We start from the raw sequence: 23,211 nt of genomic DNA, 5'->3' as shown, positions 1-23,211 counted from the left end.
ATGGGCTGTAAAGCCGCATTAATAGATTCGCCTTGCGGCAGGGCTATTCCTCCCTGAAATCACCATGTAGTCAAACAGGCCGCGATTCAGGAACCGCAGCCTGTGCACAAATATAATGCTGTCATTCGCAGCTTACATTCTTCTGATCTCCACTTGGCCAAGCAGCCGGCGGAAGGTGTCCGGATCGACGCTGCCGGCCATGGCCGATAAGGCGTTCGCCGTCCCCGCGGCAGCGGCCATAGCGATGCCCTCCTCGGCGGGGAGCTGCTTCAGCAGCGACACGGCCATGCCCGCCACAAAGGAATCGCCGCAGCCTACCGTATTGACCACCTGAATCGGAGGGGTTACGGCCCGATAACATCCCTGCGATGTGACGGTCAGCGATCCGGCACCCCCGAGCGACACGCAGACGCGCTCCATCCGGTACTCGCGGAGCAAGTCTTCCATCGCCCGGAGCAGCTCCTGCTCATCCCGGATGCCCGTGCCAAGCAGAGCAGCAACCTCTTCTTCGTTCGGTTTGATCATATCCGGATTTGCCTGCAGTCCGAATCGGAGGGCGTCACCGCTGGCGTCAAGAATCACATATGCCCCTTCCTTCTTGGCCGCGCCGACAAGACGGATGTAATAATCGGCCGGGGCCCCGGCCGGCAGGCTGCCGCTGATACAGACGACTTTCGATGTGCGTGCCAGGGCGGCCATCGTCTGCTCCATCACGTCAAGTGCCCGGCTATCCACCACCGGACCGGGCTCCAGAAGCTCTGTCGACGACCCGGTCTCCTCATCGATGATGTTGAGGCATAGTCTCGACTCCCCTTCCACGGCGACAAATTGATGTGCAATGCTCATACCGTCCAGCTGCTTCTTGATGATTTCCCCGTTCATGCCGCCGACGATGCCCGAAGCGGTAACCTCTGCCCCGAGCTGTGCGGCGACTTTCGCCACATTAATGCCTTTCCCCCCAGGGGCTGCCAAATATTGTCTGACCCGGGATACCTTCCCGTGCGGAAATGCCGGCAAGTAGTATGTTTTGTCAATGGCTGCGTTCATCGTTACGGTCGTTATCATAAGATCCCATCCCATCTTTGGCTTGATATCGCAAGGCAGCTCCGATGCCTGTATCTCCGCCGTGTGGTGCCATCTGCCTTCGTGTTGCACTGTTTGGAAAGCTTTGTTCCAGCTTGGGGTTGACGAATACAGGCTTCCGGACGAGCCCGAAACCACGAGCACGATTCCTCTATGTAGCACGACCTGCCGATTTCATTGCGGATAATCCATGGCTGCATTCCTCATAGACCTGCAAAACATGGGAATTCTATGTATGCCGGCACTTCTCGCTGCACGTGAACGGTCAGATTTATACTCAGGAGGCTATAGAGCTATGAAGTGGATGTCCGCCGTATTCGTCAAATCCGTCGCCTTGTCCCTCGCGCTGTCTCTCTCGCTGCTCGTTGCCGATCCGGACCCTTCCGTTGATCCTCCCTACGCCAAGTGGGGCCTGATCGCCGTGAAGGAAGCCCAGAAAAAATACAACTCGGAAATTACGGATTACCTGCATATCGGACGCATCAATCTGTCGCCGACGGAAGCGGAGGAAACGTTCAAGCTGCTGCTGAGCCGGCAGGGCATGCCGGCAGCTGTGCTGGCTACCGTCCGGTTTAACACGGTGACCGAAAGACTGATATCCATTAAGTTCAGAGACACACAGCCTTAAAACCCGATCCTTAACAGGCAGGCTCGTTCAGATCGCCAGCTGCTCCAAATGCTTGACGCAGTTGAAAAGCCCGCATTCCCAGCTTTCCTCGATCTTTCGGATGACGGTGATGGATGTGTTATGCAGATGCTCGGACGTGTCCGTGTGCGGAATCAGAACAGGAAGCAGCGTGCCGATCAGCGCCCCGTGGCTCACCACGAGGACGCGATCTTCAGGATGGCTGGCGCAAATGTCCATGACCGCCTCCATTCCTCTGGCAATCATCGAGTCGTCGGTCTCGATCCCGAGATCCAGCGAAGCCCAATCATAACCCCATCGAAGCACCCGGTCTTCCTCAACCGTTCCTTCGATCTGACCGCAGTGGATTTCCCGCAGCCGCGGATCGACCCGGACGGTGAGCCCCAGCGCGGCCGCAATCGTTTCGGCGGTTTCCCGCGCCCGCGACAAATCGCTGGCATAGACGGCGTCCCACCGCTCTTTCTTCAGCCGTGCAGCCAAAGCTCTTGCCTGGGCCCGCCCGGTTTCGTTCAAAGGAATATCCGTCTGGCCTTGCGCCCTGCGCTCAATGTTCCAATCCGTGATGCCGTGCCTTACAAATCCGATCGTCGTCATTTGCCAACATCCTCCTTGTCGTAAAACTTCATATGGCCCTTCGTCTCCCGATAATAGGCGAGCCGATCCGCAAGCGTGCCGGTATGAAGCTCATACCGGTGCCCGTCCGGGTCCAGGAAATATACCGAGAGCTTGTCCCGCTCATCCCGCTGCCTGCCCTCAAGTACGCGAACGCCGTAACGCTGTAGCCGGGACAGCCAGGCTTCGAAATCCTGATCTTTCACCGTAAAGGCGATATGCGTATAAGTCGATGGTGTATCCCCCCGCTCCGCATCCTCCTGATTCAGCGCAATCCAGAGTCCGGCAAGATCAAAGTAAGCCAGCTTCCGGCCCTGCACGAGCAGCTGGGCGCCCAGAACGTCCCTGTAAAAAGCGATGGACCGATCCAGATCCGAAACGGAAAAACAAAAATGATTCACACCCTGTATGTTCATGATTCCTCCTGCATTCAGCCTTTTCGTACCCACACAGCTGGCCGTTAACAAGGCTAATCCCACACCTGATCCAGCTTATCGGCATAAAAGGCAATCGCCTTCCGGTACCCTTGGATCCCGCTGTCCGCGCTGGTTTCCGCAAGCTGTCCGAGGAGCTCCTCCATTGCAGCGGCATGCTCCCCTAAATTGTACAGAGCCATGGCGTAAAAAACAGAAAACTCCCTGCGTTCGGGAAACTTCTCCATCGCCTGCTTCAACAGCGACTTTGCGTCCTCATATCGTCCCAGCGTACGGTATGTACTGCCGAGCCCAAGCATCGCCCCCGCCAGCTCTTCGTCCTGCAGTCCGAGCGAAATCGCCCTTTCATAATAGGGCACGGCTTCCTTCTCCAAGCCCAGTACGTCGTGGGTCCATGCAGTCTGATACAAGATCACCGGATGCTCGGGCTGTTCCGCCAGCAGGGAAAGCCAAATTTCCTTGGACTGCTCGGCATTCCCTGACTGCCGGAGCGTTATGGCGTTCCTGAAGGTGCGGCGCACGGCAAAATCCTCACTTCCGGCCCTGAAAACGATCAAGTGGCCGTCCCGCAGGTGGTTTTCCCGAAAACCGAGCCTCCTCAGAACCTTTTGTGATCGAGGATGATCCCGCTCCACATGGGCCTCGATCTCATCCAGCTTCATCACTTCAAAGCCGACCTTCATCAATTCTTCGAGTGCCTCAGGCATATAACCGCTGCCCCAATACTCCGGAGACAGATCATAGCCCATTTCCGCCCTTTCCCTTTCGCCGTCCTTGACCCAGCAGTGGAATCCGCAGGTGCCCATAAACGTATCGTTCTCACGGTCAAATATGGCATACCTGCAGCCGGAACTGCGGGTGAGCGCAATAATTTCGTCCGCTTCCTCCATGCTCACCAAAGGCTCGATATCCATGAACCGGGTGACTTCCGGGTTGGAGAACAGCCGAAAGACGTCATCCCGGTCCTCCGGCTCAAGCGGCCTCAACCTCAGCCTCTCCGTATGCAGGACAGGGTACTGTACATCACGCATCGCTGTGCCCCCTTCATGTCGAAATTTTTGCGAAAAACGCGGATTGCCATATTGCATATAGCACCAAAAATAAATATTGACAAAACCATAGTTTTGTGTTATAATAAAATATTTACTTTGACAATAGAGTTCCCTGTCCGTAATATAGACTCTGTCTTGAAATCCATGAGTTGGAATTAGGGAGGAATCGAAGGATGAGTACGAACCAATCTGCCGCAAACGTGTTTATACTGGACGTATCAGCCGTCATGATGGGCAGCGTTAACACCGTTCACCCTGCGGTCATTACGGATGGAAACGATACGCTCCTGATTGACACCGGCTACCCCGGTCAGTATCCACTTTTGCGGGAAGCGATGAAGTCCCATGGCCTATCGATCGATTCGATTACCCATGTCATCATTACGCATCAGGATCTGGATCATATCGGCAGCCTGCCGGCCATACGCCAGCACGCCTCTTCTCCGGTCGAAGTCATGTCCAGTCAAGAAGAAAGGCCCTATATTCAGGGTGAAAAGCGTTTGATCAAGGTAACCCCGGAGGCGATCGAACGGGCCAAAGCGTCTCTGCCTCCGGAAGTACCTGCTGAATGGCGTAATGCCTTTATTTCTACGCTGGAGAATCCACCCCGGTCGCCTGTCGATACAATCATCCATGAAGGGGAAGAGCTCCCCATCTGTGGCGGCATCGTCGTGATTGGCACACCGGGGCACACTCCAGGGCATATCAGTTTATACCATCGGCCGACCCGGACGCTGATCGCGGCTGACGCTCTCCGGGTCGTTGACGGAGAGCTGCATGGGCCGGATGCCGACACGACTGTCGATATGCCGCTTGCGACGCAGTCCATCGCCCAACTGGCCGCCTACGACATATCCTCCGTTATTTGCTACCACGGCGGAAAACTTGAAGGACCCGTTGTACAGCGTCTACTTGAGCTAAGCGGAACGCAGCGTTCCCTTTAGAAAGAAGGATCAACGGCCCGTTCGCAGCCGGCGACTTGAGTGCTGTAGTAGTCGTAAGCTCTATGCATCTTTGCCATATATTCCGGATCCCCGCTGGAACAGGCAAAACGGATATCTCCTCCGCGCTGCGTTCCGGACGTTCCCGTCTTCTTAAGAATATAGTCCAGCCTCCGCACCGTCCCGGCGCTACCGTCAATGATCTCAATATGCGACGGCAGAATCTGCCTCAAGATCCGGGTATAGAAGGGATAATGCGTGCATCCGAGCACCAGGGTTCCGTATTCCTCCAGCCGGTAATCGGCAAATTTATCCAGAAAATACCGTGTCATCCGGTCCGGGTCGAACTCCAGCGCTTCGCAGTATCCGACCAGCTCGGGGAGCGGCAGGGAGTCTACGATGCTGTGGTCATCCACCCTGGAAACGAGCTGGGTGTATTTAGACTGGTGCAGGGTCAGCGGGGTTGCCGCCACCAGCACCCTTTTCCCGGTCAGCCGGTTCATTTCAACCGCGGGCTTAACCGCAGGCTCCATCCCAATGATTGGAATGTCGTATTCCCGGCGAAGCTCCTCCGCCGCGGCGCTCGTCGCCGTATTGCAGGCAATGACAAGCGCTTTGATCTCGTCCTGCAGAATCATGTCCACGGACTGGCGGACATAATCCAGAACCTGATCCTTTGTCTTGGTTCCGTAAGGAACGTGAAGCGTGTCTGCAAAAAATAAAAAGTCTTCGTTGGGCAGCTGCTTTACGGCTTCAGACAGCACGGTCAGTCCGCCGAGGCCTGAATCAAAAAGCGCAATTCGCATGTTGTTCACCTGATTTTTCTTAATAATTGCTCCGGGCGCATATCAATGGCTACCCGGCGATGTTCCATCCGGGGCCGTCAGCCCCGGAGTTATTATATCATGTTGTCCGGGCATCTTCGGGAAATCTGTAAACCATGCCGATAAAGAGCACGTTCCGCCCCCCCACCATCGAGGAGAACTCGCAGGTCTCCCTGAATCCTGCCCGGCTGTATACCTTTGCGGCACGCTGATTGAATTTGGCCACCGCTAGGCGGATTCCCTTTCCGGGAAACTTATCGGAAACATAAGCCATGCCTGCTTTTACAAAATCCAGGCCGGCACCCTGCCCCGTCAGCTCGGGATTCATGCCCAATCCGTAATCAACGCAGGTATCATCTTCGTATAGACCGGCCCCATAACCTCCGGCAACACGGGCTGAATTGCCCGTGCAGTAAAAACCGACCAAATTTCCGGCGGAGTCCGACGCTGCTGCATAATCCCCGTTCATCAGCTCCAATATATCTTCTTCATCTGCTGCCATACTATAGAAGTCATACGGAGCCGGATAGCGCCATGTAGATATCCGGGCGGCAGCTTCCCGGGTCATCGGTTGAATCTGTATTTCCATGCCTAATGGTTACCTTCCTTCAAGTTTTACTGCTCACCAAGTCCTCGGCCGATAAAATTGGCCGAAGCCCTTGGCACATGAAGCTCTTTGGCCCAAACGGACAGCTGGCCCATATGATGAATTTCATGGGCGATGACGTGCTTTGCGACCTCCCCGTAACGCAAGGGTTCGGCATGCCAGGCGGCCTTGACGATTTCCCCGTCCCGCTCAGGACTTCGGCTCAGAATCAGCGGACGAAGCTCTGTCACGTAGCTGTCGGACAAGGCTCTGACTTTGCTCAGGGTCGCGAAATCCTCGAATTTTGGTTCTGCAGCCTCCTTGCCTTCGGCAGCCAGCATCCAACTGTACTCGACGTCAGCGATGTGGAACAAGGTTTTCAGGATGGAGCCAACTCCGCCCGTTCGCTCCTTCAGTAATTCTTCATGACTTAACTGTGCGCAGACATCAAACCATTCATCGCGTACCTGCCAATTATATAGAAAAAGGGATTTCATCATTTCCTCCTGGCGCAGTGTTCCTGCGCTCATTGTTCATGTTATGAACCCGACGCTTGCCCCGACCGGGCGGGTCCCCGGGAAAATTGTTCGGCAGTTTCAATTTCCTTAAATTATTTTTCCTGCGGTACGGTCTTCAAGGGCTCGGCAATCATCCAGACATGGCCGAACGGATCCTTGATCTTCCCAACCAAGTCCCCGTGAGGCTGTGCAGCAACCTCCCTAAGCATGGCCGCTCCAGCCGCAACGGCGTTGTTCACAGTTTCCAATGCATCGTCAACGGTGATATACAAAATCACAGGCGTTCCACCGAGCGTATCCGCTGAGGTATTATGCTCCGGAAATTCGTCCGCGACCATGAACCGTGCATCACCGACCCGGATTTCAGCATGCGATGTTTTCCCGTCTTCCGTAACCATCCGGTTCGCTTCCGTCGCGCCAAACACCGATTGGTAAAAAGAAATTGCAGCGGCAGCATCATGAACGGCCAACATCGGAATGATACTCAAAGCCAGCCCCCCTATTAAAAATCATATCCATTCTATTAATATAATCGCTTTTCGTAGCTTTCCGCCAGCGACCGTGCGACCTGCTCCTCCGTAACCTTTAATCCGCGCACATGATCCGCGATGATGGCGGCAGGATTGGGCAGGTTCTCCCGCTTCGGCCATTGTTCCGGATCCCAAAGCTTGGAGCGCTTGAAGGCTTTGGCACAGTGCATATAGCACTCCTCGACCTCCACGCCGATGCCTATTTGCGGGATTTTCCCCTGGGCGGACAGTTTCTCCATCAGCTCAGGATCCGCAGTAATGCAGGCCTTTCCGTTAATCCGGAGCGTCTCCTCCAGCCCTGGAATGATAAAGATCAGCCCGGCACTCGGGTTCTGCAAAATATTTAGCAGCGAATCATACCTCCGGTTACCTGGTCTTTCCGGAATGACCAGCCGCGTATCATCCAATATGTATACAAAGCCCGGTGCATCGCCGCGGGGTGATACGTCGCAGCTGCCCTCCGCGTCACTCGTGGACAGGAACAGCAGCGGAGACTTGGAAATAAATTCGCGGCAGTGGGAATCCAAACGCGTGATAACCTTGTTCCTTACCAGTTCGCTGGGAGGACTGTTCAGTAATCGAAGCTCTTCCTCCGATTGAATAATTGCCTTAAAAGGACTTGCCGTCATCGCTCATCCCCCTGTTTCTCATTCATTTTGTATATAATGTAATCCAGCTTCTCCTCAACTCTCCTCAAGGCGTCATCGGAATTTCTGACATGCCTGCTGCCGTTAGATACGTATTTGAACAGGCCAAAGAAAAACAAAAAGATCAAGCCGATCACGACAAGCGAAAATACTAGGCTGAACACGTTAACCGACACTTCCAACGCACCTCCATGAACCTATTATAATCGTTTTGGACAGGGAAGACAGCCGGACGGGCGCTAATCACTTCGGCTTTTCGGATCAAGCTTGTGATTTTGCCCCTTGCCCATGATATCATATCAAGTAGTACACCATTTACATAAAGGGAGATGAAGGATGTTGAAACAGGAACTCATGGACCGGTTAATCTCATACGCCAGGGTGGAGACTCAATCGAATGAAGAAAGCAGCACCACGCCTTCGACCCCGGGACAGCTTACCCTCGCGCGCATGCTGGTGGAAGAGCTGAATTCCATCGGCATGAAGGACGTCACGATGGATGAGAACGGCTATGTCATGGCCACGCTTCCTTCCAATACGGACAAGGATGGCGTGCCGACGATCGGCTTCCTCGCCCATGTGGATACCGCCACGGATTTTACCGGCAAAGGCGTCAATCCGCAAATCGTCGACAACTATGACGGAGGCGATATCGTTCTGAACGCGGGACTAGGCGTCGTCCTTTCCCCAAAGCTGTTTCCTGAGCTGCCTCAGTACAAAGGGCACACGCTGATCACGACGGACGGAACGACCCTGCTTGGCGCAGATAACAAAGCCGGAATTGCCGAAATCATGACGGCGATGGCTTACCTGATCGGCCATCCGGAAATCAAGCACGGGACGGTCAGAGTCGCGTTTACTCCCGACGAGGAAATCGGCCGCGGCCCCGAGAAATTCGATGTTGCGGCTTTCAACGCCGATTTTGCCTACACCGTGGACGGCGGTCCTCTCGGCGAGCTGGAATACGAGAGCTTTAACGCAGCCAAGGCAAGCATCACGATCCAAGGCACCAACGTTCATCCGGGCACGGCGAAGAACAAGATGGTAAACTCGATCAAGATCGCCATGGAGCTGAATTCCATGCTTCCACCGGAGCAGGCGCCCGAGCATACGGAAGGCTACGAAGGGTTCTATCATCTGCTCTCGCAGAACGGAGATACCGAACGCACAAAAATGGAGTACATCATCCGCGATTTTGACCGGACGGAATTTGCCGCCAAGAAGGAGCATCTGACCCAGGTCGTGAAGCAGCTTCAGGCAAAATACGGCGAGGAGCGCGTCATCCTGGAAATGCGCGATCAGTACTACAACATGAGGGAAAAAATCGAGCCGGTAAAAGAGATCGTCGACGTAGCCTACGAAGCGATGGAAAGCCTGGGCATCACGCCGATTGTCAAGCCGATCCGCGGCGGAACGGACGGTTCCCAGCTCTCCTATATGGGGCTGCCAACGCCGAATATTTTTACGGGAGGTGAAAACTTCCACGGCAAGTTCGAATACATTTCTGTCGACAATATGCTGAAGTCGGTACAGGTCATCATCGAAATTCTGAAGCGCTTTGAAGCAAGAGGCGTATGAGCGTCGTTCCGGAGGGAAACAACAAGCGCAATATCGAACGTTTCTCCGGATACGAGGATATCTACGACCGCTACCGGCCCGCAGTGCCTCCTCTGGTGACGTCCCACCTGACTGGGTACCTTCAGCGCAAGCCGGAACTGGTGCTCGATCTGGGCTGCGGCACCGGGCTGTCCACGCTTGTCTGGAAAAAGCACGACGTACCTCCTCAGGAGACAGACCGCATCTAAAGGAAGTTTTTCTTGCGATTATAGAATCATCCAGCTCTGGCTGAATTTTTATAAATTCTATAATCTAAAGAAATTATTCGTCCGCTTCATCGGAACTTCATGAAGAACAAAAAATCAGGCCAAGCAGCCGGTTCGACATTCCTCCTCAGTGAAGGAGAAGCAAATCGAATTGCTGACGCCTGATTTTTTTGCATTCCTATCGTTGTGAGGGCTTCCATTTCCGGATGAGCTGATTGGTCACTTCCGACAACAGCAGGCCAAGGGCGATCGCGCCCGAAATCATAAAGGCTTCGGCTCCCAGCTGGACGGCCTGGTCATATTGATTCTCGACCGCGTTGCGCATCGCGTCATAAGCCGTTCCGCCGGGGACCAGCGGAATGATGCCCGATACGCTGAACACGATGATCGGCGTGCGGTACCTTTTGGCGAACAAATGGCTGATCATCGTGACGCAGTAACTGGCGACCACGGTGGCTGTAATCCGCAGCACATGCATATCCTGAAGCCATATATACAGCAGCCAGCCGACCATCCCGGCAAATCCGCACTGCAGCAGCGCCTTTTTCGGGGTGTTGAAGAGCATGCCAAACGCAGCCGATGCGACGAAGCTCGTGACGAGTTGTTCAATGTACATGCGGCATCCTCCTCATTGAAATGACAGCATAAACGCGATGCCCGCCCCGATCGCAAAAGAGGTGATGAACGCCTCGGCCCCCTTCGACAAGCCGGAAACCAGGTGGCCTGCCATCAAGTCGCGGATCGCGTTGGTAATCAGCAGCCCCGGTACGAGCGGCATAACCGAGCTGATGACGATAATGTCCAGGTCCCGCCCGAAGCCGAATTTGACGAACAGGATCGAGCAGAGGCCGATCGCCAGCGCTCCCGAAAACTCGGCGAAGAACTTGACCGGAATCATCCGCTGCAGCATCAGCGTGCAGTAATATCCGAGACCTCCGGCCACAGCCGCGGGCAGGAAATCGGGCCAGATGCCGCGGAACATGATCAGGAAACAGCCGCTGGCCAGCGCCGCCATCAGCAACCGCAGCCACAGCGGGTAAATATCGCCTGTCCGCTGGATGTTTTCCAGCTCCCGGCGCGCTTCAGCGATGGTCAGCTCCCCTTTGCTGATGCGGCGGGATACGCTGTTCACGCGGTCGATTTTATGCAAATTCGTCGTCCGGTCCGAAATCCGGTTCAGCCTCGTGATCGGCTGCGGATCCTCCATAGAAAAAATGAGTCCCGTAGGGGTCATGTAGCTATGCGTTTTATCCACGCCAAAAGAAGCGGCAATCCGTACCATGGTATCTTCCACCCGGTACGTTTCCGCTCCGCTCTGCAGCATGATTTGCCCGGCCAGCAGGCATACCTTCATGATTTCGTGCTCCCTCTGCACCAAGTCTTCCAAAGCTCTTCCTCCCGTATGCGCAAAACCCTATGTTAGTTACAGTATAAACGGTTTGCCGGACAAAAACACGAACAAGCGTCACTTCCCCGTCATAGAGCGGAATCCTCCGGAGTAAGAAGTAACCTTCGGTTATTGTGGCTTGACTCCGATATACAGCAGATGAGAGGAAGCACCTAGGATATATGGGTCTTCTGCAGCCTCCATGACACGGTTCAGAAACCGCTGATATTGCTCTGGACCGCGACCCCGCCAGTATGCCCACTGTTCCTCGTTCATAGACTGCACCACGCTGCCGGATGCGATCAACTTCACGCTGTTGAAGCCGTGCTGCTCCATGAAGGGACGGATCTCCTCGATCGGAAAATAATATGCTCCCGTAAACCGGCCATCATCGCTGTGGTTGAATACACCCGTTCTCATAAACTCATCAATGCCGTCCATCGTATCATTCGGCTTCCAGGACTGCGGATGCAGCAGCGAATTTATTAAATGCCTCGTCCGGGACATAAAGGCGACAAATACATGTCCGCCGGGTTTGACCACCCGGAAAAGCTCCCGCGCCGCCTGGTTCCGGTCTTCCTCCTGCTGAAGATGGTACAGCGGCCCAAGCATCAAAACAGCGTCAAACCTCCCGTCTTCAAATCTTCCAAGATCTCTTGCATCGGCCACGTGGATCCCCTGGAACCGTTCCTCCAGCTTGCATTCCTTCACCTTGCCGGCCGAGAGGCCGACGAGGCGCGGAGACAGGTCGGTCAAGGTCACGTCATACCCTTCCTGCGCCAGCGCAACCGCATATTTGCCCGGCCCCGCCCCGTTGTCGAGGACATGTGTTCCCGGCTTCAAATACCGTTTGATGAAATGGAGGTTGACCATAAATTCGACCGGCTCCCGTTCCAGTCTCCCCCATTCATCAAACTGATTATAGTAATCGATTATGCTGCCCATCTTTCCGCTTCCTTTCCATAGACGAATTCCCGTCCTTCCTATTTCAGAGCTTATCCCAAGCCAAACCGGTTTCCAGAACGGCCTGGCCGGCAATATCCAGCATTTTTTCAGAGACAGGACTTCCACCCATTTTTATATAAAATTGACGCGCCGGATTATCCTTGAGCACCCACACGTACATGGAACCGAAGCCGTTCTCCCGGAAGGCTTGAATCAGCGTGTTCACCAGCAATCTCCCGTGTCCCTTTCCCTGATGTTCCTGAAGCAAATACAAGGCGTAGATTTCCGCATCATACCCGGCCTCTTCCTCCCGGGATTTTCCCCCTTGTATAAACCCGGACACCCGTCCGGCTTCATCCTCGGAAACGAATGTCCACAAGTCCTTATCCCCCCGGCTTAGAAGCTGCTTCCACCGCTCCATCCGGCTCTCCACCGTCAGCTGATCCAGATAGGCGTCTGCGATTATGCCTCTGTAGGTCGTTTTCCAGCTTTCCACATGGACCTTTGCCAGCACCGGGTAATCATCATAAGCAGCCTGTCTGATGCTCATACGGAAAATCTCCTTTCGCATAGTACACATTCCAATGCATCCATTCTCACTAGCGTTGATCAGCCTCGAAAAAACTTGATCACCGTCTGACTTGCCATTATAATAAAAAACAAGAACAAATGTTCTCGTTCGGAATTCTTCGATCTTCGCTATGTACATACTACCTGTAATATTGGAGGAGATAAACCATGAATCCCTGCTGCCAAAGCGCGCTGCATCATATAAATGTGGCAATCCGTTCCATTCTCGAGATCATGGACGGTCTGGATGAATGCGATCTGCCGAAACGGCCGACCCCCGGCAAATTTTCCGTAGGCGAGCTGCTGGAGCATCTCGCCATGCTGCCGCTCGCCGATTCGATCATTTCGGAAGGCGTCTCTCAGGAAGAGATGGCTGCATTTTACAGCAGGACATCGTATTCGACGAGCGCGCGCATCCGCCAAGCCTTTCAAGATAACTATGAATCCCTTGTTCAAAAATACGGCTCGCTGACGGAAGCCCAGCTTCAGGAAGAGGTTTCCTCCTATTGGGGGGCATCATATACTCGGTTCGGCTGGCTGCTGGAAATTTTGGCGCATTTATACCATCACCGGGGTCAGCTTCATTCCATGCTTGTGCATGATTTGGGACATGACCCGCGCGTTTCTTTATTTGAGTAATACATAACTTTTCATTCAGCTGCCGCGTTGGAACATGGGGCTTCTCCCGTCACGTTCTAGGAGTATCCCTTCAGGATGTGCCCGGTAAGGTTACTTTCTCAAAATGTTCAACGACCGGGAAAGGGTCGTAATAGTGATGCAGCAGCCCTTTCCACCGAGCATAAGATTCGGACTGCCTGAATCCATCCGTATGGTCCTCAAGGGTTACCCACTTCACGAGGAGGAGGTATTTGTTTGGAACCTCCATACAGCGCTGAAGCTCATGCCCGATGTACCCTTTCATGGAAGATATAATACCCGAAGCCTCCCGGAAGGCTTGCTCAAATGCTTCGCCCTGCCCCGGCTTCACCTGCAGCATCGCGGCTTCCAGAATCATATCATTTCCTCCTGACTGATCATATGGTTGAAATAGAGATGTTGCGTCAGCTCCAAACGGATCAAATAAAGACTGCTCTTTGCCAACTTCACCACGCGTCCTGAGACACGCCTATACTTCGAGGTCAAGCACAAGCTCCCCATTTATGAATTGACCGGTCTCTTTAAAACCCAGCCCTTTGTACAGTCGGTTTGCGGCTGTATTGTCGGGAACATGCGAGATTCTGATAACAGTACAGGCCGGATGCTCTTTTTGCTTGCGAAGGACGGCGGATAATCCCGCTTTGCCGTAACCTCTGCCTTGATAATTCCGGTCGATCATAAACCTGACGATCCAGAAGCAGCCGTCTTCCGGATACGGCTCCTCATCGAACAGCGCAAATCCTACCATAATATCATCTGCATAAATCGCGTAGGGATAGCAGGTTTTCTCCTCGGCCGCCTTTTGCAATGAATTTAGATTTGAAGCCACAAATCTCAACTGGTCATCCCTGGGACGAAGCTCGATGCACTGCTGGCGGATATCGTCGGTAACGGGTTTTAAATATACAGGATCCATACAGCCACCTCCTATCTACAGCTTCTTGACGGATTCCGCGATCGTGATCTGTTTTTCCTGATCCCACACATCATGGATTTCAAAGATTCCCTCCTCGAAGAAGAGCGGAAATCTCTTGCGGAACCACGGCTGCATTGGCAGCTCCAGCGCATCTTCGATCGTTACCCAACGGAGCTCGCCTTCCGGCGGATCGGCGAGGAGTTCTCCCTCGTAATCATTGGCGACATAATTGAACACCATGTAGCGGTAATTTTTGGCCGGATCGGCAAATTCGTCAATTCCTTTAAACTCCAGGTCCTTTACCCGTAGCCCGGTCTCCTCCCATACCTCGCGGATCGCCCCGTCCGAAAGACTCTCGGGGAACTCCACCTTGCCGCCGGGGCCGATATATCCGGGAAAACCGCGGTCATCCGGACGATTCAGAAGCAGAACTCGGTCGCCGTCCCGTACGAGACACATCGTATACAGCGCGACCTCCACGGCTGCGGTTTTGGTAATCTCCATTCCTTGCACTCCCTTTTTTCTATGTTCTCTTCCTCATTTATTCCGGAATATAACATCCTGCGTGATTTCCGGGGCCATGTCGTACGCTGCACCCAAACCCTTTTCCTCAATAGCTTGTCTCGATACCCGCTTTAGCGTAATCGACCCGGTAAACTCCGATCGGAACAAGGGCAGGCTGACCGCCACGCAGCCTTCGTCCACCCATCGGCCCTGCAAATGCTTGAGCCCGGCGATCTCTGTCTCGATCCCTTCACGGTACCATGGATGCTCCTCATCTTCGGACACTCCTGGCTCATTGAGACATACGTACAGCGACAGGCTGTCGCACAGCTTCAGCAGGTTAAAATGGCGCTCCACCCGGCTGGCGTCCAATCCGCTGAGCTGACTTTGAATCCGTTCCTGCCGATGGAGCTCTTCCTTGTAAAACCGGGCGGCTTCCGGTTCTTCCGCATAACGGATCTGCTGGAACGACGCATAGTGCATGCTGCAGAGCAGACCTGCATACGGATCCATCGCTTCCGCCTCATCCAGGCCGGCTCGGTACGAAGACAGCTTGGGCTCAAGCGGATAGTTGATAAAGGAAAACGGGCTGCTGCTTTCTGAATCCCATAACGGATTCTCGTCCAAATATCTCCAGCCGCGATCATGCTGGGTAATGGCCAGCACCGCAGCTTCACGGTCTGATCCTGGCGGCATCCACTCCGGCAACAAATGCTCTGCGATCTGTCCTGATAACTTGGCATGATCATGCTGGCGAATCAGAACGAAGTCTTCCGGTTGTTCTCGGACAATCATCACATTCACCCTCCATCGGTTGATGTTTTACCTAATATTAACTTTTTTCAGCCCATTTTCCCAGCAAAAATTCACTTGTGGATCGACAACCTTCCCCGGCCTTGCACCACCAGCAGAAAAAAACCTCCAACCGGAACATTCCGGCTGGAGGCTCAATATCACATGGGGAAGGGGAAGAGCTGGTGCAGATGTTGGTATTGCCAATTAGAAATCAGAGGTAGCGATTTGAATCGTACCGAACACCGGACCGGCAGCTGAAGCCAGCAGAGCGGCGACAAGCAGACGTTCCACTGACAGCGTCAAGCTGTTTGCCGCCGGGATCGTATAAGTGACAACAGGGGCGTTGACGCGGGTGATGACAAGGTCAACCGGAAAAGCCGACGTATTATTCACCGTGACCGCAGCATTGATTCCGCCGGCAAGATTCTCATAGAACGACTTGCCGACACCAGCGGCTAGCGAGTAAAACTGCTCTGGTAACAAAATAGCCATGTGACATGACCTCCTTTACCATTTGATAGATTATCCTATGCCTGAAATCTATCAATGCAACGATACTTGCCGCTAGATTGAAACACATTTTAATAGACGCCCAGCCCTGCATTGACGATTCTGACCGCTTTCTGCAGGTCTATTCTTTATATCAAATCCAGACGGAGCCGGACCATATCCTGCACTTGGATTCCGTCTTCATAGAATACTTCCTGGTAGTGTCTTATAAAAAAGCCCGGGTCCACGCCCACGATCCGGAAACCGCAGCGTTGATAGAGTTTCAATTGAGGAAAGCTGGAGTTGGCTGTGCCGATTTCCACCGCATGCGCTCCCTGCCTCCTGGCTTCTTCGACCGCGTTTTCGACCAACATTTTGCCGATCCCTTTGCCCTGCAGGTCTTCCCGCACCGCAATATTGACGATTTCAACCGTTTTCGGATGCGTATCGATCAGCACATACTCTCCCGCCAATTCGCCGTTCAGGTAAGCTCCATACCCCCTGCCCCTGGCGACGTAATCCTCAACCATCTCTTTGGATGGATCAGCTAGCAGCAGCAGATCATAGGGAATATCCTCGCCGATTTCCCACGGTTGAATGGTTATTTCCATCTTGCAAATCACCTCTTTCGTTCTCATGAGCCAAGCTTCTGATTTGGCATATGCCATATGTAAAGTTTTCCTTTCCACCCTGGGGGCCGCTTGCTACAGTAGAGAAGCTAATGCATCAGGACGGAGGATTAATCAAACCATGCGGTTACTGCATCAGGTCTCGTCAGAATGGAATCGCCTCAACCGGAATATCCGGCTCTTTTTTCTTGCCAATTTGCTGTATCAGATCGGGACTGGCATGTTCTCGGTGCTTTACAATCTTTACGTGCAAACGCTGGGTTACCCCGATACGATGAACGGCACCTTGGTGAGCGTCCAGTCGTTTGCGACGGCGCTTATTTTCATACCGATCGGACTGCTGGGGGACCGTACTAGTCATAAGCTGCTCTTAATGACCGGCGCATTGTTTACGGGTCTGAGCTTCATGGGCAGGTCGCTGGCCAGCGGTGAATCCGCCCTGATCGTCCTGTCCGCTGCCGCCGGCCTGTTTGCGGCCTTCTTTCAGGTGATCGCCGTCCCGTTTCTGGCTGGGAATTCGGACAAGAAACAGCGGCTGAAACTGTTCAGCTACCACTTCTCCCTCGTGCTGGCCGCCCAGGTCATCGGCAGCAGTGGCGGCGGTTACCTGGCCGATGTGCTCCAGTCCGCCGGCTGGAGCAAAATTCAGAGCCTGCAGGCTGTGCTGTTCACAGGGGGAGCGGCGAGCGTGCTTGCCTTTGTGCCCTTGCTGCTGGTCCGGCAGAAGCCGGCTGTCCAAAAAGACGCTTCGGCCGCTCCGCCCGGGCCTGCCCAGTCCCATCCGCTCCCATCTTCAGCGCGGGAGGACTGGAGCGCCATCGCCAAATTTACGCTGGCCCAGCTGATTGTCGGCCTTGGCTCGGGACTGGTTGTGCCTTATCTCAATCTGTACTTTACAAACCGCTTTGCCGTATCCCTTACGGCCGTCGGCATCCTGATTTCACTCGGCCAGGTGATGACTATCGTTTCGATGCTGATTGGCCCGTCGCTGGCAAGCCGCGTCGGACCGGTCAAGGCCGTAGTGCTGTTTCAGATGATGTCCCTGCCTTTTTTGCTGCTGACCGGTTTCACCAACCTGTTCGCAGTCGCTTGCTTCAGCTTCCTCTTCAGGCAGGCACTGATGAATGCGGCCAATCCCATCCAGTCCTCGATCACGGTTGACCGGGTATCCGATGCCCGCAGAGGGATCGCCAACTCGATGACACAAACCGCGTTTATGCTCGGCTGGGCTACAATGGGACCTGTCCAGTCCCATTTGCTTACCGCATACGGGACGTACTGGGGCTATGCGCTGACTTTCAGCATGACCGGAATCCTATACATCAGCGCATCGGCCATCTATTACTTTATGTTTAACGAGCGCAAACAAAAATCCGCTTCTCCGCAGGCGGCTAACCAGAACGCTCCAGCCTAAATGCCATGCACCACTTCCTGCAGGAACCTTCCAGCTGCATCACCGTCCGCTCAAAACCGCAAGAATGGGCCGGTGCATAGCGGAAGGATCTCCTGCAGTTTGTTTATAGTCAGCGTCCCTTCCGGCAGTAGCGGACCCGATTCAGCAGGCGTAGTGAGCAGCAGTACGGGACGCAGACCTGCTGCAGCGGCGCCCTGCGCGTCCTTTTCGGGATGGTCACCCACAAACCAGCAATTCTCCGGACGGGCCTGCAGCCTGCTCAGCGCCATTTCGTAAATTCGCCGGTCCGGCTTCTTGACCCCCGCCTCTTCCGAAACGATAACCGCATCGAAATAGCCTCTGAACTGCACCTGGTCAAGCTTGGCATACTGGGTTCTCGCCGAGCCGTTCGTGACGCACCCGATCCGGACTCCCCTGCTTTTCAGTTCCCGCAGCACCAGTTCCGCTCCGTCCATCGCTACGGTGCAGGAGGGAAACTCAGCGAACCAATAAGCGAGCAGGTCTTCTGCGGTGGTCCCCTCCTCCCTCATTGGCAGTGTCCGCCTCATTTCCTCATACAGCTCCCTTTTTTCCCGATAGCCATTCCGGTCTGCGGCACGCAGCTGTTCCACCAGCCTCAGGCGATGCTCAGGGTTGTGCGCGGCGGCAAACCTGTCGATAAATTTTCGCGAAAACTGCTCAAACGCCTGTTTACGGTTTACCAGCGTATTATCCAAGTCGAACAGAACGGCTTCCATAACCTCTACTCCCCCTAGTTAAAAAAACGGAAATGATCCAACTGGGTTTTGATTTGGTCGAATTTCTTCCGCACCGCACCCCTGTGATCGGGCAGCAGGGGAATATGGGCCATGTCCGCAATCTGCTCCGCTACCTGGCTTACCGACAGATCAACGGTATCGATATGCTCCCGGAATATGTCTTGGGATAGACCTTCAATACAGCGTTCGGCCTGCTGAGCGCCCCATGAGTTTGATCGTTCCCCCCGGCTTTTCAAGCGCTGCAGTATGACTTCGCGCGGAGCGCATAACGCAAAATGCTTCACGGTCATGCCGTCCGCGCGCAGCCGGCCGACGATTTCTTCAAAATATACCGGATCGACCACGGTCATTGGAGCGATGATGACTCCGTCGTATTCACAAGCGATGTGCTTCAGCATGGCATAGTTGAATTCCCGCCATAACGGATATTCCTGAAAATCGGGCTTTTTGATGCTGGGCGGAATATTTTTGCGGATAAAATACCCTGCATTCTCTGGATCGTACACGAAAGAATGCGGTATCCGGCGGTGAAGCTCGAAGGCGGTCTGCGTTTTTCCTGCGCCAAACGCGCCGTTTATCCATAGGATCATCCATCATCCCTCAACTTTGACGATATTTTGGAAATTTGCTTCTCACACCCGTTCCATTATACACCAAAAAAACCGGCGGAGCGCCCCGCCGGTTTTTCCCATACCCTATGCCGCAGCATCCTCGGATTATCCTGAAGAGCTGTGGTGCACTGCACTATGCTGCACTGCTCATCCTGTAAATTCCTGCACCCACTCGTTATTGTAAAAGGCGATCCCGATATGGGTGTAGCTTTTGTTCAGGATGTTGGCTTTGTGTCCCGGGCTGTTCATCCAGTCCTGCATCACCTGCTGAGGGGAGGTCTGCCCGTTGGCGATATTCTCTCCAGCCGAGTTGTACGTAATCCCGTATTCCTTCATCATGTCGAAGGGAGATCCGTGAGTCGGGGAGTTATGGTCAAAATACTTGTTGTCATACATGTCTTTGGCTTTGGCCATTGCCATGTTGGACAGTTTGGAATCCATGCTGAGTGCACCCAAACCTGCTTTGGAGCGTTCCTGATTCACCAGATCGAGCACTTGTTGAGCATATGCTGAGGCATCGCCACTCGCAGAGGTCTGCTGATTGTTTGTACCCGAAGGAGCCTGGTTCCCGGTTCCTGCGGAAGGAGCCTGGTTTTTGGGGGTACCCGCAGGGGCCTGATTGGCCGGCGTTCCCGTTGGTGTTCCCGCTGGCGTACCGGTTGGCGTTCCCGTTGGAGTTCCCCCTGGGGTGGTTGGAGCTCCGGTCCGCGTCCCGGATGGCGTTCCCGCAGGCTGCTGCGGTGAAGTTCCGGGTACCGCCCCTGGCTGCTGAATCAAATTAAGCAAATCCGAGGTCAGGTCATTTTGATTGACTTGTTTGACCGTCAAATGGGATTTACCCGCTCTGTCCGTAGACGTTGATGAGGCTGAAGTGACGATTTTTCGGGTCGGAGCCGCTTGATGGATTTGGCTTGCACGGTTTGTCTGCTTGGTGGTCACCTGCTGGCGCGCCGTTGAAGCGCCGTGATCCGCACAGCCTGTAATCAATATCAGAACGGCGATCATAACGATTTTTTTCATATGACGAGTGCTGCCTCCCTAATACAGTTGAATGTAAGATACCGACTTAATTTTTCCGCAACAAGGAGGATTTATACCGCCAAAGTATGCTTATCGGGTGTTTGGGTATAGTATCTAAAAATTAGTGATTATCCCAGCGGAGAAGAACATGTCATGAATGCAACCAGCCAGAGATCAACCAGCATCGATCCGAATCTGCGGCTCAGCCCCCATTTGGTCAACAATGAACACACGCTAAAAACAATGTTCGAGCGCTGCTCGGACGTCATATTCCGTGATGTTACCCTGCAAGGAGATACCAAGCTGCTGCTCATTTACGTGGACGGCATGATTGACAAGGATATCATCCAGTCCGTCATCCTTAAGCCTTTAATGTACGAAGGCATCCCTCAGGGGATCGGTCCCATTGACAGCATTGCGCAAATGTGTGATCAGCAGCTGTTCGCAGTACTGCAAACGAAGAAGGTCAACACGTTCCACGATGCGGCAGATGATATTTTAAAAGGTAACTTGGCCATTCTGGCGGACGGAGAAGCCTCTGTCCTTCTAACTAATGTCTCACAATTTGAAGCAAGATCGATCGAGGAACCGTCTACGGAAGCATCCCTGCGCGGAACGCGGGAGAGCTTCACCGAAACGCTGCGGACGAACACATCGATGCTGCGCAGAATCATCGTTACGCCAAACCTGAAGATGGAATCCTTTCACATCGGTAAACTGACTCAAACCGAGGTTGTACTTGCCTATATTGAAGGAATTGTGTCCGCTTCGATGCTGGATGAAATTCGCTCAAGGGTTCAGCAGATCGATCTTCAAGGCGTGCTGGAATCAGGCTACATCGAAGAATCCATTGAGGACACCAACTTCTCCCCTTTTCCGCAAATGCTGAGCAGCGAACGGCCGGATGTCGTATCCTCCGGACTGATGGAAGGACGGGTGGGGATCTTGGTGAGCGGGTCGCCAATCGCTCTGATCGTGCCGATGACGTTCTGGGATGGCCTGCAAGCCCCTGACGATTATTACGAACGGTTTATGTATGTCACTATGAATCGGTGGATCCGATATTTGTTTGCCCTGTTTGCCATCCTGTTTCCGTCGGTTTATATTGCACTGACCACTTTTCATCCGGAAATGGTCCCGCCCAAGCTGATGCTAAGCATTACGGGACTCAGGGAACAGGCTCCATTTCCAACCGTCATCGAAGTATTTATTATGGAATTTATGTTTGAAGGGCTGCGGGAGGCCGGGATTCGGTTACCCCAGCAAATCGGCCCGCTCGTCAGCATCGTCGGTGCCCTGGTTATTGGACAGGCTGCGGTACAGGCCGGGATCATCTCGGCGCCGATCGTCATCGTCGTATCCGCTGCCGGCATATCGTCGTTTGTGATCCCCCGTTACCGGTTCGGCTACCCGATGCGGATGCTGCGCTTCCCGCTGCTCGTATTATCCGGAATTTTTGGACTTTTCGGCACGGCGATCGGCATGATCGCCATCTTGTCCCATCTGATTCACCTCAGTCCGTTAGGGACGCCGTATCTTCAGCCCGTTGCTCCAACCAGGAAAAGCAAGGTGAAAAATGTATTTTTACGTTGGCCGAGACAACGTGCAGATAAATCTTGAACTTGATGGATAAGGCGGAAGGAACTATGAAAAAAATCCTGCTTATTTTCTGCTTAATGCTTCTGTCAGCTTCGTCTACCGGCTGCTGGAACCTGAAGGAACCTAACCAGCGTGCTTTTATTATTGGCGTCGGAATCGACATGACTGAGGACAAAGAGCTGGAAATCAGTTCCGAAATCGCCGTACCCGCGGGTTTGGGCAGCAGCCAGGTGACGGGTGCGGGCAAGAAAAACACATTTACGGTCGTGAGTGCGAAGGGAAAGGATTTTATGGATGCCGGGCAGCATATGCAGGCTGAGCTGTCGCGCTCCTTGTTTTATGCTCATCGGCAAACGATTCTGATCGGTCAGCATATGGCCGAAGAGGGGGTGGATAGGTATCTCGACATGGTCGTCCGCAACCCGAAATCGGAAATACGTTCCGTCGTACTCGTTGTTAAGGGTGGAACGGCGAAAGAAGTGATCAAAGCCGAGCCTACATTTGATCCATTCATCAGTACGACACTTGGCAGTCAGCAAAATGCCCTTGGCATGAAGCCCTACTACTTCCGGATGTTATTATGCGATGCCTACAGCGAAGGAACCCAGCCGATTGTGCCTGCCATCACAGCGGATCCTGCCAGAGGTTACGTATACACTGGCTCGGCCATCCTGAATAAAGATCATGGTCTGAAGCTCGTCGGTTTCCTCGATCCGGAGGAATCGATGTACGATAACTGGATGATGGGTAAGCAAAAAAAACTCACGTTCACCACCCAAATCGGAAAGGAGAACAAGATGATCAGCTTAGCCGTTCAATCCCTAAAGCACCGCACACACATAAAAATGGTTAAAAACAAGCCGCAGATTTACATATCGCTGCACGGCACCGGCAGCATTGTCGAAAACAATTCGCCACTCGATCCTTCCAAGGACGATGATCTCAAAACAATTCAGACCAGGCTGAGCCAGGAAGCGGAGGAGAAGGTTCGCAAACTGGTGGATAAAGCGCAGCACCAATATAAGATCGATATATTTGGAATTGGGGAACATGTGCACAGGCAGCATCCGGAGGTATGGAAAACGCTCAAGCCTCATTGGCACGAAACGTTCCCCGAACTGCCGATCACTGTATCGGTTCATCTCCGGTACAGGGATCCGGGTCAAACCAATTCTTCGCTGTAGATCATCAATAATCAGGGGAATCACATCGGAAAGGAGG

The 23,211-nt window shown here is 53.6% G+C and carries 31 protein-coding genes; 8 read left to right on the top strand and 23 right to left on the bottom strand.

Annotated elements, in window-relative coordinates:
• Positions 1 to 132: 132 nt before the first annotated feature.
• Positions 133 to 1,065, bottom strand: a complete 933-nt coding sequence (locus GCU45_RS29120; protein WP_152402454.1) for a 1-phosphofructokinase family hexose kinase — start codon at positions 1,063 to 1,065, stop codon at positions 133 to 135.
• A 313-nt stretch (positions 1,066 to 1,378) separates the two neighbouring features.
• Here GCU45_RS29120 and GCU45_RS29115 point away from each other — a divergent pair, with 313 nt between their 5' ends.
• On the top strand, positions 1,379 to 1,711 hold the full coding sequence (locus GCU45_RS29115) for a DUF3889 domain-containing protein (RefSeq protein WP_152402452.1): 333 nt from the start codon (positions 1,379 to 1,381) through the stop codon (positions 1,709 to 1,711).
• 27 nt (positions 1,712 to 1,738) lie between these two features.
• Here GCU45_RS29115 and GCU45_RS29110 read toward each other — a convergent pair whose 3' ends face one another.
• From GCU45_RS29110 to GCU45_RS34495, 3 genes are read right to left on the bottom strand one after another with little or no spacing between them, the layout of a single operon-like run.
• Positions 1,739 to 2,323: a histidine phosphatase family protein gene (locus tag GCU45_RS29110; protein WP_152402450.1), complete on the bottom strand. Its 585-nt coding sequence runs from the start codon at positions 2,321 to 2,323 to the stop codon at positions 1,739 to 1,741.
• A complete protein-coding gene (gene fosB / locus GCU45_RS29105; protein ID WP_152402448.1) occupies positions 2,320 to 2,757 on the bottom strand; it encodes a metallothiol transferase FosB in 438 nt (145 codons plus the stop codon). Before fosB ends, GCU45_RS29110 begins: the two co-directional genes overlap by 4 nt.
• A 53-nt stretch (positions 2,758 to 2,810) precedes the next feature.
• Complete coding sequence (locus GCU45_RS34495) at positions 2,811 to 3,806, bottom strand: tetratricopeptide repeat protein (protein WP_341874532.1); 996 nt, start codon at positions 3,804 to 3,806, stop codon at positions 2,811 to 2,813.
• A 194-nt stretch (positions 3,807 to 4,000) separates the two neighbouring features.
• Here GCU45_RS34495 and GCU45_RS29095 point away from each other — a divergent pair, with 194 nt between their 5' ends.
• Positions 4,001 to 4,771, top strand: coding sequence for an MBL fold metallo-hydrolase (locus GCU45_RS29095; RefSeq protein WP_152402446.1), 771 nt, complete (start codon positions 4,001 to 4,003; stop codon positions 4,769 to 4,771).
• Here the strand turns inward: GCU45_RS29095 and murI are convergent.
• The 6 genes from murI to GCU45_RS29065 all read right to left on the bottom strand — a co-directional run bounded on the left by murI (position 4,768) and on the right by GCU45_RS29065 (position 8,049).
• Positions 4,768 to 5,574, bottom strand: coding sequence for a glutamate racemase (gene murI / locus GCU45_RS29090; protein ID WP_152402444.1), 807 nt, complete (start codon positions 5,572 to 5,574; stop codon positions 4,768 to 4,770). The genes GCU45_RS29095 and murI overlap by 4 nt on opposite strands.
• 97 nt (positions 5,575 to 5,671) lie before the next feature.
• Positions 5,672 to 6,181 (bottom strand): GNAT family N-acetyltransferase, encoded by a 510-nt coding sequence (locus GCU45_RS29085; RefSeq protein WP_145134754.1) that lies wholly within the window; start codon positions 6,179 to 6,181, stop codon positions 5,672 to 5,674.
• Between the two features lie 26 nt (positions 6,182 to 6,207).
• Positions 6,208 to 6,675, bottom strand: coding sequence for a DinB family protein (locus GCU45_RS29080; protein WP_152403413.1), 468 nt, complete (start codon positions 6,673 to 6,675; stop codon positions 6,208 to 6,210).
• Positions 6,676 to 6,788: 113 nt separating this feature from the next.
• Positions 6,789 to 7,184 carry a VOC family protein gene (locus GCU45_RS29075; RefSeq protein ID WP_152402442.1) on the bottom strand — a complete coding sequence of 132 codons (396 nt, stop codon included), beginning with the start codon at positions 7,182 to 7,184 and terminating at the stop codon, positions 6,789 to 6,791.
• A gap of 35 nt (positions 7,185 to 7,219) precedes the next feature.
• Positions 7,220 to 7,855 carry a pyridoxamine 5'-phosphate oxidase family protein gene (locus GCU45_RS29070; protein WP_152402440.1) on the bottom strand — a complete coding sequence of 212 codons (636 nt, stop codon included), beginning with the start codon at positions 7,853 to 7,855 and terminating at the stop codon, positions 7,220 to 7,222.
• Positions 7,852 to 8,049, bottom strand: a complete 198-nt coding sequence (locus GCU45_RS29065) for a hypothetical protein (RefSeq protein WP_152402438.1) — start codon at positions 8,047 to 8,049, stop codon at positions 7,852 to 7,854. The genes GCU45_RS29070 and GCU45_RS29065 overlap by 4 nt, the downstream gene beginning before the upstream one ends.
• A gap of 160 nt (positions 8,050 to 8,209) precedes the next feature.
• Between GCU45_RS29065 and pepT the strand changes: the two genes are divergently transcribed.
• Together pepT and GCU45_RS29055 are read left to right on the top strand one after the other, a co-directional pair.
• Positions 8,210 to 9,451 carry a peptidase T gene (pepT, locus tag GCU45_RS29060; RefSeq protein WP_425281240.1) on the top strand — a complete coding sequence of 414 codons (1,242 nt, stop codon included), beginning with the start codon at positions 8,210 to 8,212 and terminating at the stop codon, positions 9,449 to 9,451.
• Positions 9,448 to 9,678 (top strand): class I SAM-dependent methyltransferase, encoded by a 231-nt coding sequence (locus GCU45_RS29055; protein WP_152402436.1) that lies wholly within the window; start codon positions 9,448 to 9,450, stop codon positions 9,676 to 9,678. Before pepT ends, GCU45_RS29055 begins: the two co-directional genes overlap by 4 nt.
• Before the next feature lie 196 nt (positions 9,679 to 9,874).
• Here the strand turns inward: GCU45_RS29055 and GCU45_RS29050 are convergent, their stop codons facing one another.
• From GCU45_RS29050 to GCU45_RS29035, 4 genes are all read right to left on the bottom strand, one after another.
• Positions 9,875 to 10,312, bottom strand: a complete 438-nt coding sequence (locus tag GCU45_RS29050) for a threonine/serine exporter family protein (protein ID WP_152402435.1) — start codon at positions 10,310 to 10,312, stop codon at positions 9,875 to 9,877.
• A 12-nt stretch (positions 10,313 to 10,324) separates the two neighbouring features.
• Positions 10,325 to 11,083, bottom strand: coding sequence for a threonine/serine exporter family protein (locus GCU45_RS29045; RefSeq protein ID WP_116231143.1), 759 nt, complete (start codon positions 11,081 to 11,083; stop codon positions 10,325 to 10,327).
• A 129-nt stretch (positions 11,084 to 11,212) separates the two neighbouring features.
• Positions 11,213 to 12,028, bottom strand: a complete 816-nt coding sequence (locus GCU45_RS29040) for a class I SAM-dependent methyltransferase (protein ID WP_152402433.1) — start codon at positions 12,026 to 12,028, stop codon at positions 11,213 to 11,215.
• 43 nt (positions 12,029 to 12,071) lie between these two features.
• Positions 12,072 to 12,578, bottom strand: a complete 507-nt coding sequence (locus tag GCU45_RS29035) for a GNAT family N-acetyltransferase (protein WP_152402431.1) — start codon at positions 12,576 to 12,578, stop codon at positions 12,072 to 12,074.
• A 188-nt stretch (positions 12,579 to 12,766) separates the two neighbouring features.
• Between GCU45_RS29035 and GCU45_RS29030 the strand changes: the two genes are divergently transcribed.
• A complete protein-coding gene (locus GCU45_RS29030) occupies positions 12,767 to 13,237 on the top strand; it encodes a DinB family protein (protein ID WP_145134765.1) in 471 nt (156 codons plus the stop codon).
• Positions 13,238 to 13,307: 70 nt separating this feature from the next.
• Here the strand turns inward: GCU45_RS29030 and GCU45_RS29025 are convergent, their stop codons facing one another.
• From GCU45_RS29025 to GCU45_RS29000, 6 genes are all read right to left on the bottom strand, one after another.
• Entirely contained in the window at positions 13,308 to 13,613 is a 306-nt protein-coding gene (locus GCU45_RS29025) for an antibiotic biosynthesis monooxygenase family protein (RefSeq protein WP_152402429.1), read from the bottom strand.
• 111 nt (positions 13,614 to 13,724) lie between these two features.
• Entirely contained in the window at positions 13,725 to 14,171 is a 447-nt protein-coding gene (locus GCU45_RS29020; protein WP_145021660.1) for a GNAT family N-acetyltransferase, read from the bottom strand.
• A 15-nt stretch (positions 14,172 to 14,186) separates the two neighbouring features.
• Positions 14,187 to 14,675 (bottom strand): 8-oxo-dGTP diphosphatase, encoded by a 489-nt coding sequence (locus tag GCU45_RS29015; RefSeq protein WP_152402427.1) that lies wholly within the window; start codon positions 14,673 to 14,675, stop codon positions 14,187 to 14,189.
• 33 nt (positions 14,676 to 14,708) lie between these two features.
• The gene (locus GCU45_RS29010; protein ID WP_152402425.1) at positions 14,709 to 15,470 is read right to left on the bottom strand and encodes a DUF3891 family protein; all 762 of its coding nucleotides are present in this window, start codon (positions 15,468 to 15,470) and stop codon (positions 14,709 to 14,711) included.
• 204 nt (positions 15,471 to 15,674) lie between these two features.
• Positions 15,675 to 15,962, bottom strand: coding sequence for a hypothetical protein (locus tag GCU45_RS29005; protein ID WP_076167812.1), 288 nt, complete (start codon positions 15,960 to 15,962; stop codon positions 15,675 to 15,677).
• A gap of 146 nt (positions 15,963 to 16,108) precedes the next feature.
• A complete protein-coding gene (locus GCU45_RS29000; protein ID WP_152402424.1) occupies positions 16,109 to 16,570 on the bottom strand; it encodes a GNAT family N-acetyltransferase in 462 nt (153 codons plus the stop codon).
• On the opposite strand from GCU45_RS29000, the gene GCU45_RS28995 reads away from it, so the two are divergent.
• A complete protein-coding gene (locus GCU45_RS28995; protein WP_341874531.1) occupies positions 16,557 to 18,002 on the top strand; it encodes an MFS transporter in 1,446 nt (481 codons plus the stop codon). The two genes, GCU45_RS29000 and GCU45_RS28995, sit on opposite strands and share 14 nt — an antisense overlap.
• 50 nt (positions 18,003 to 18,052) lie before the next feature.
• Here the strand turns inward: GCU45_RS28995 and GCU45_RS28990 are convergent, their stop codons facing one another.
• The 3 genes from GCU45_RS28990 to GCU45_RS28980 form a co-directional block, all read right to left on the bottom strand.
• Positions 18,053 to 18,739, bottom strand: a complete 687-nt coding sequence (locus tag GCU45_RS28990; protein WP_152402422.1) for an HAD family hydrolase — start codon at positions 18,737 to 18,739, stop codon at positions 18,053 to 18,055.
• 14 nt (positions 18,740 to 18,753) lie between these two features.
• Positions 18,754 to 19,350, bottom strand: a complete 597-nt coding sequence (locus GCU45_RS28985) for an AAA family ATPase (protein WP_152402420.1) — start codon at positions 19,348 to 19,350, stop codon at positions 18,754 to 18,756.
• Between the two features lie 168 nt (positions 19,351 to 19,518).
• Entirely contained in the window at positions 19,519 to 20,391 is an 873-nt protein-coding gene (locus tag GCU45_RS28980; RefSeq protein WP_244364321.1) for a CAP domain-containing protein, read from the bottom strand.
• A 153-nt stretch (positions 20,392 to 20,544) separates the two neighbouring features.
• Between GCU45_RS28980 and GCU45_RS28975 the strand changes: the two genes are divergently transcribed.
• Positions 20,545 to 22,011: a spore germination protein gene (locus GCU45_RS28975; RefSeq protein WP_152402419.1), complete on the top strand. Its 1,467-nt coding sequence runs from the start codon at positions 20,545 to 20,547 to the stop codon at positions 22,009 to 22,011.
• Positions 22,012 to 22,037: 26 nt separating this feature from the next.
• Positions 22,038 to 23,174 (top strand): Ger(x)C family spore germination protein, encoded by a 1,137-nt coding sequence (locus tag GCU45_RS28970; protein WP_167527260.1) that lies wholly within the window; start codon positions 22,038 to 22,040, stop codon positions 23,172 to 23,174.
• Positions 23,175 to 23,211: the final 37 nt, after the last annotated feature.

Source organism: Paenibacillus cellulositrophicus (assembly GCF_009363095.1).
Taxonomy (GTDB): Bacteria; Bacillota; Bacilli; order Paenibacillales; family Paenibacillaceae; genus Paenibacillus_AQ; species Paenibacillus_AQ favisporus.
This window is presented reverse-complemented; position numbering and strand designations above follow the sequence as displayed.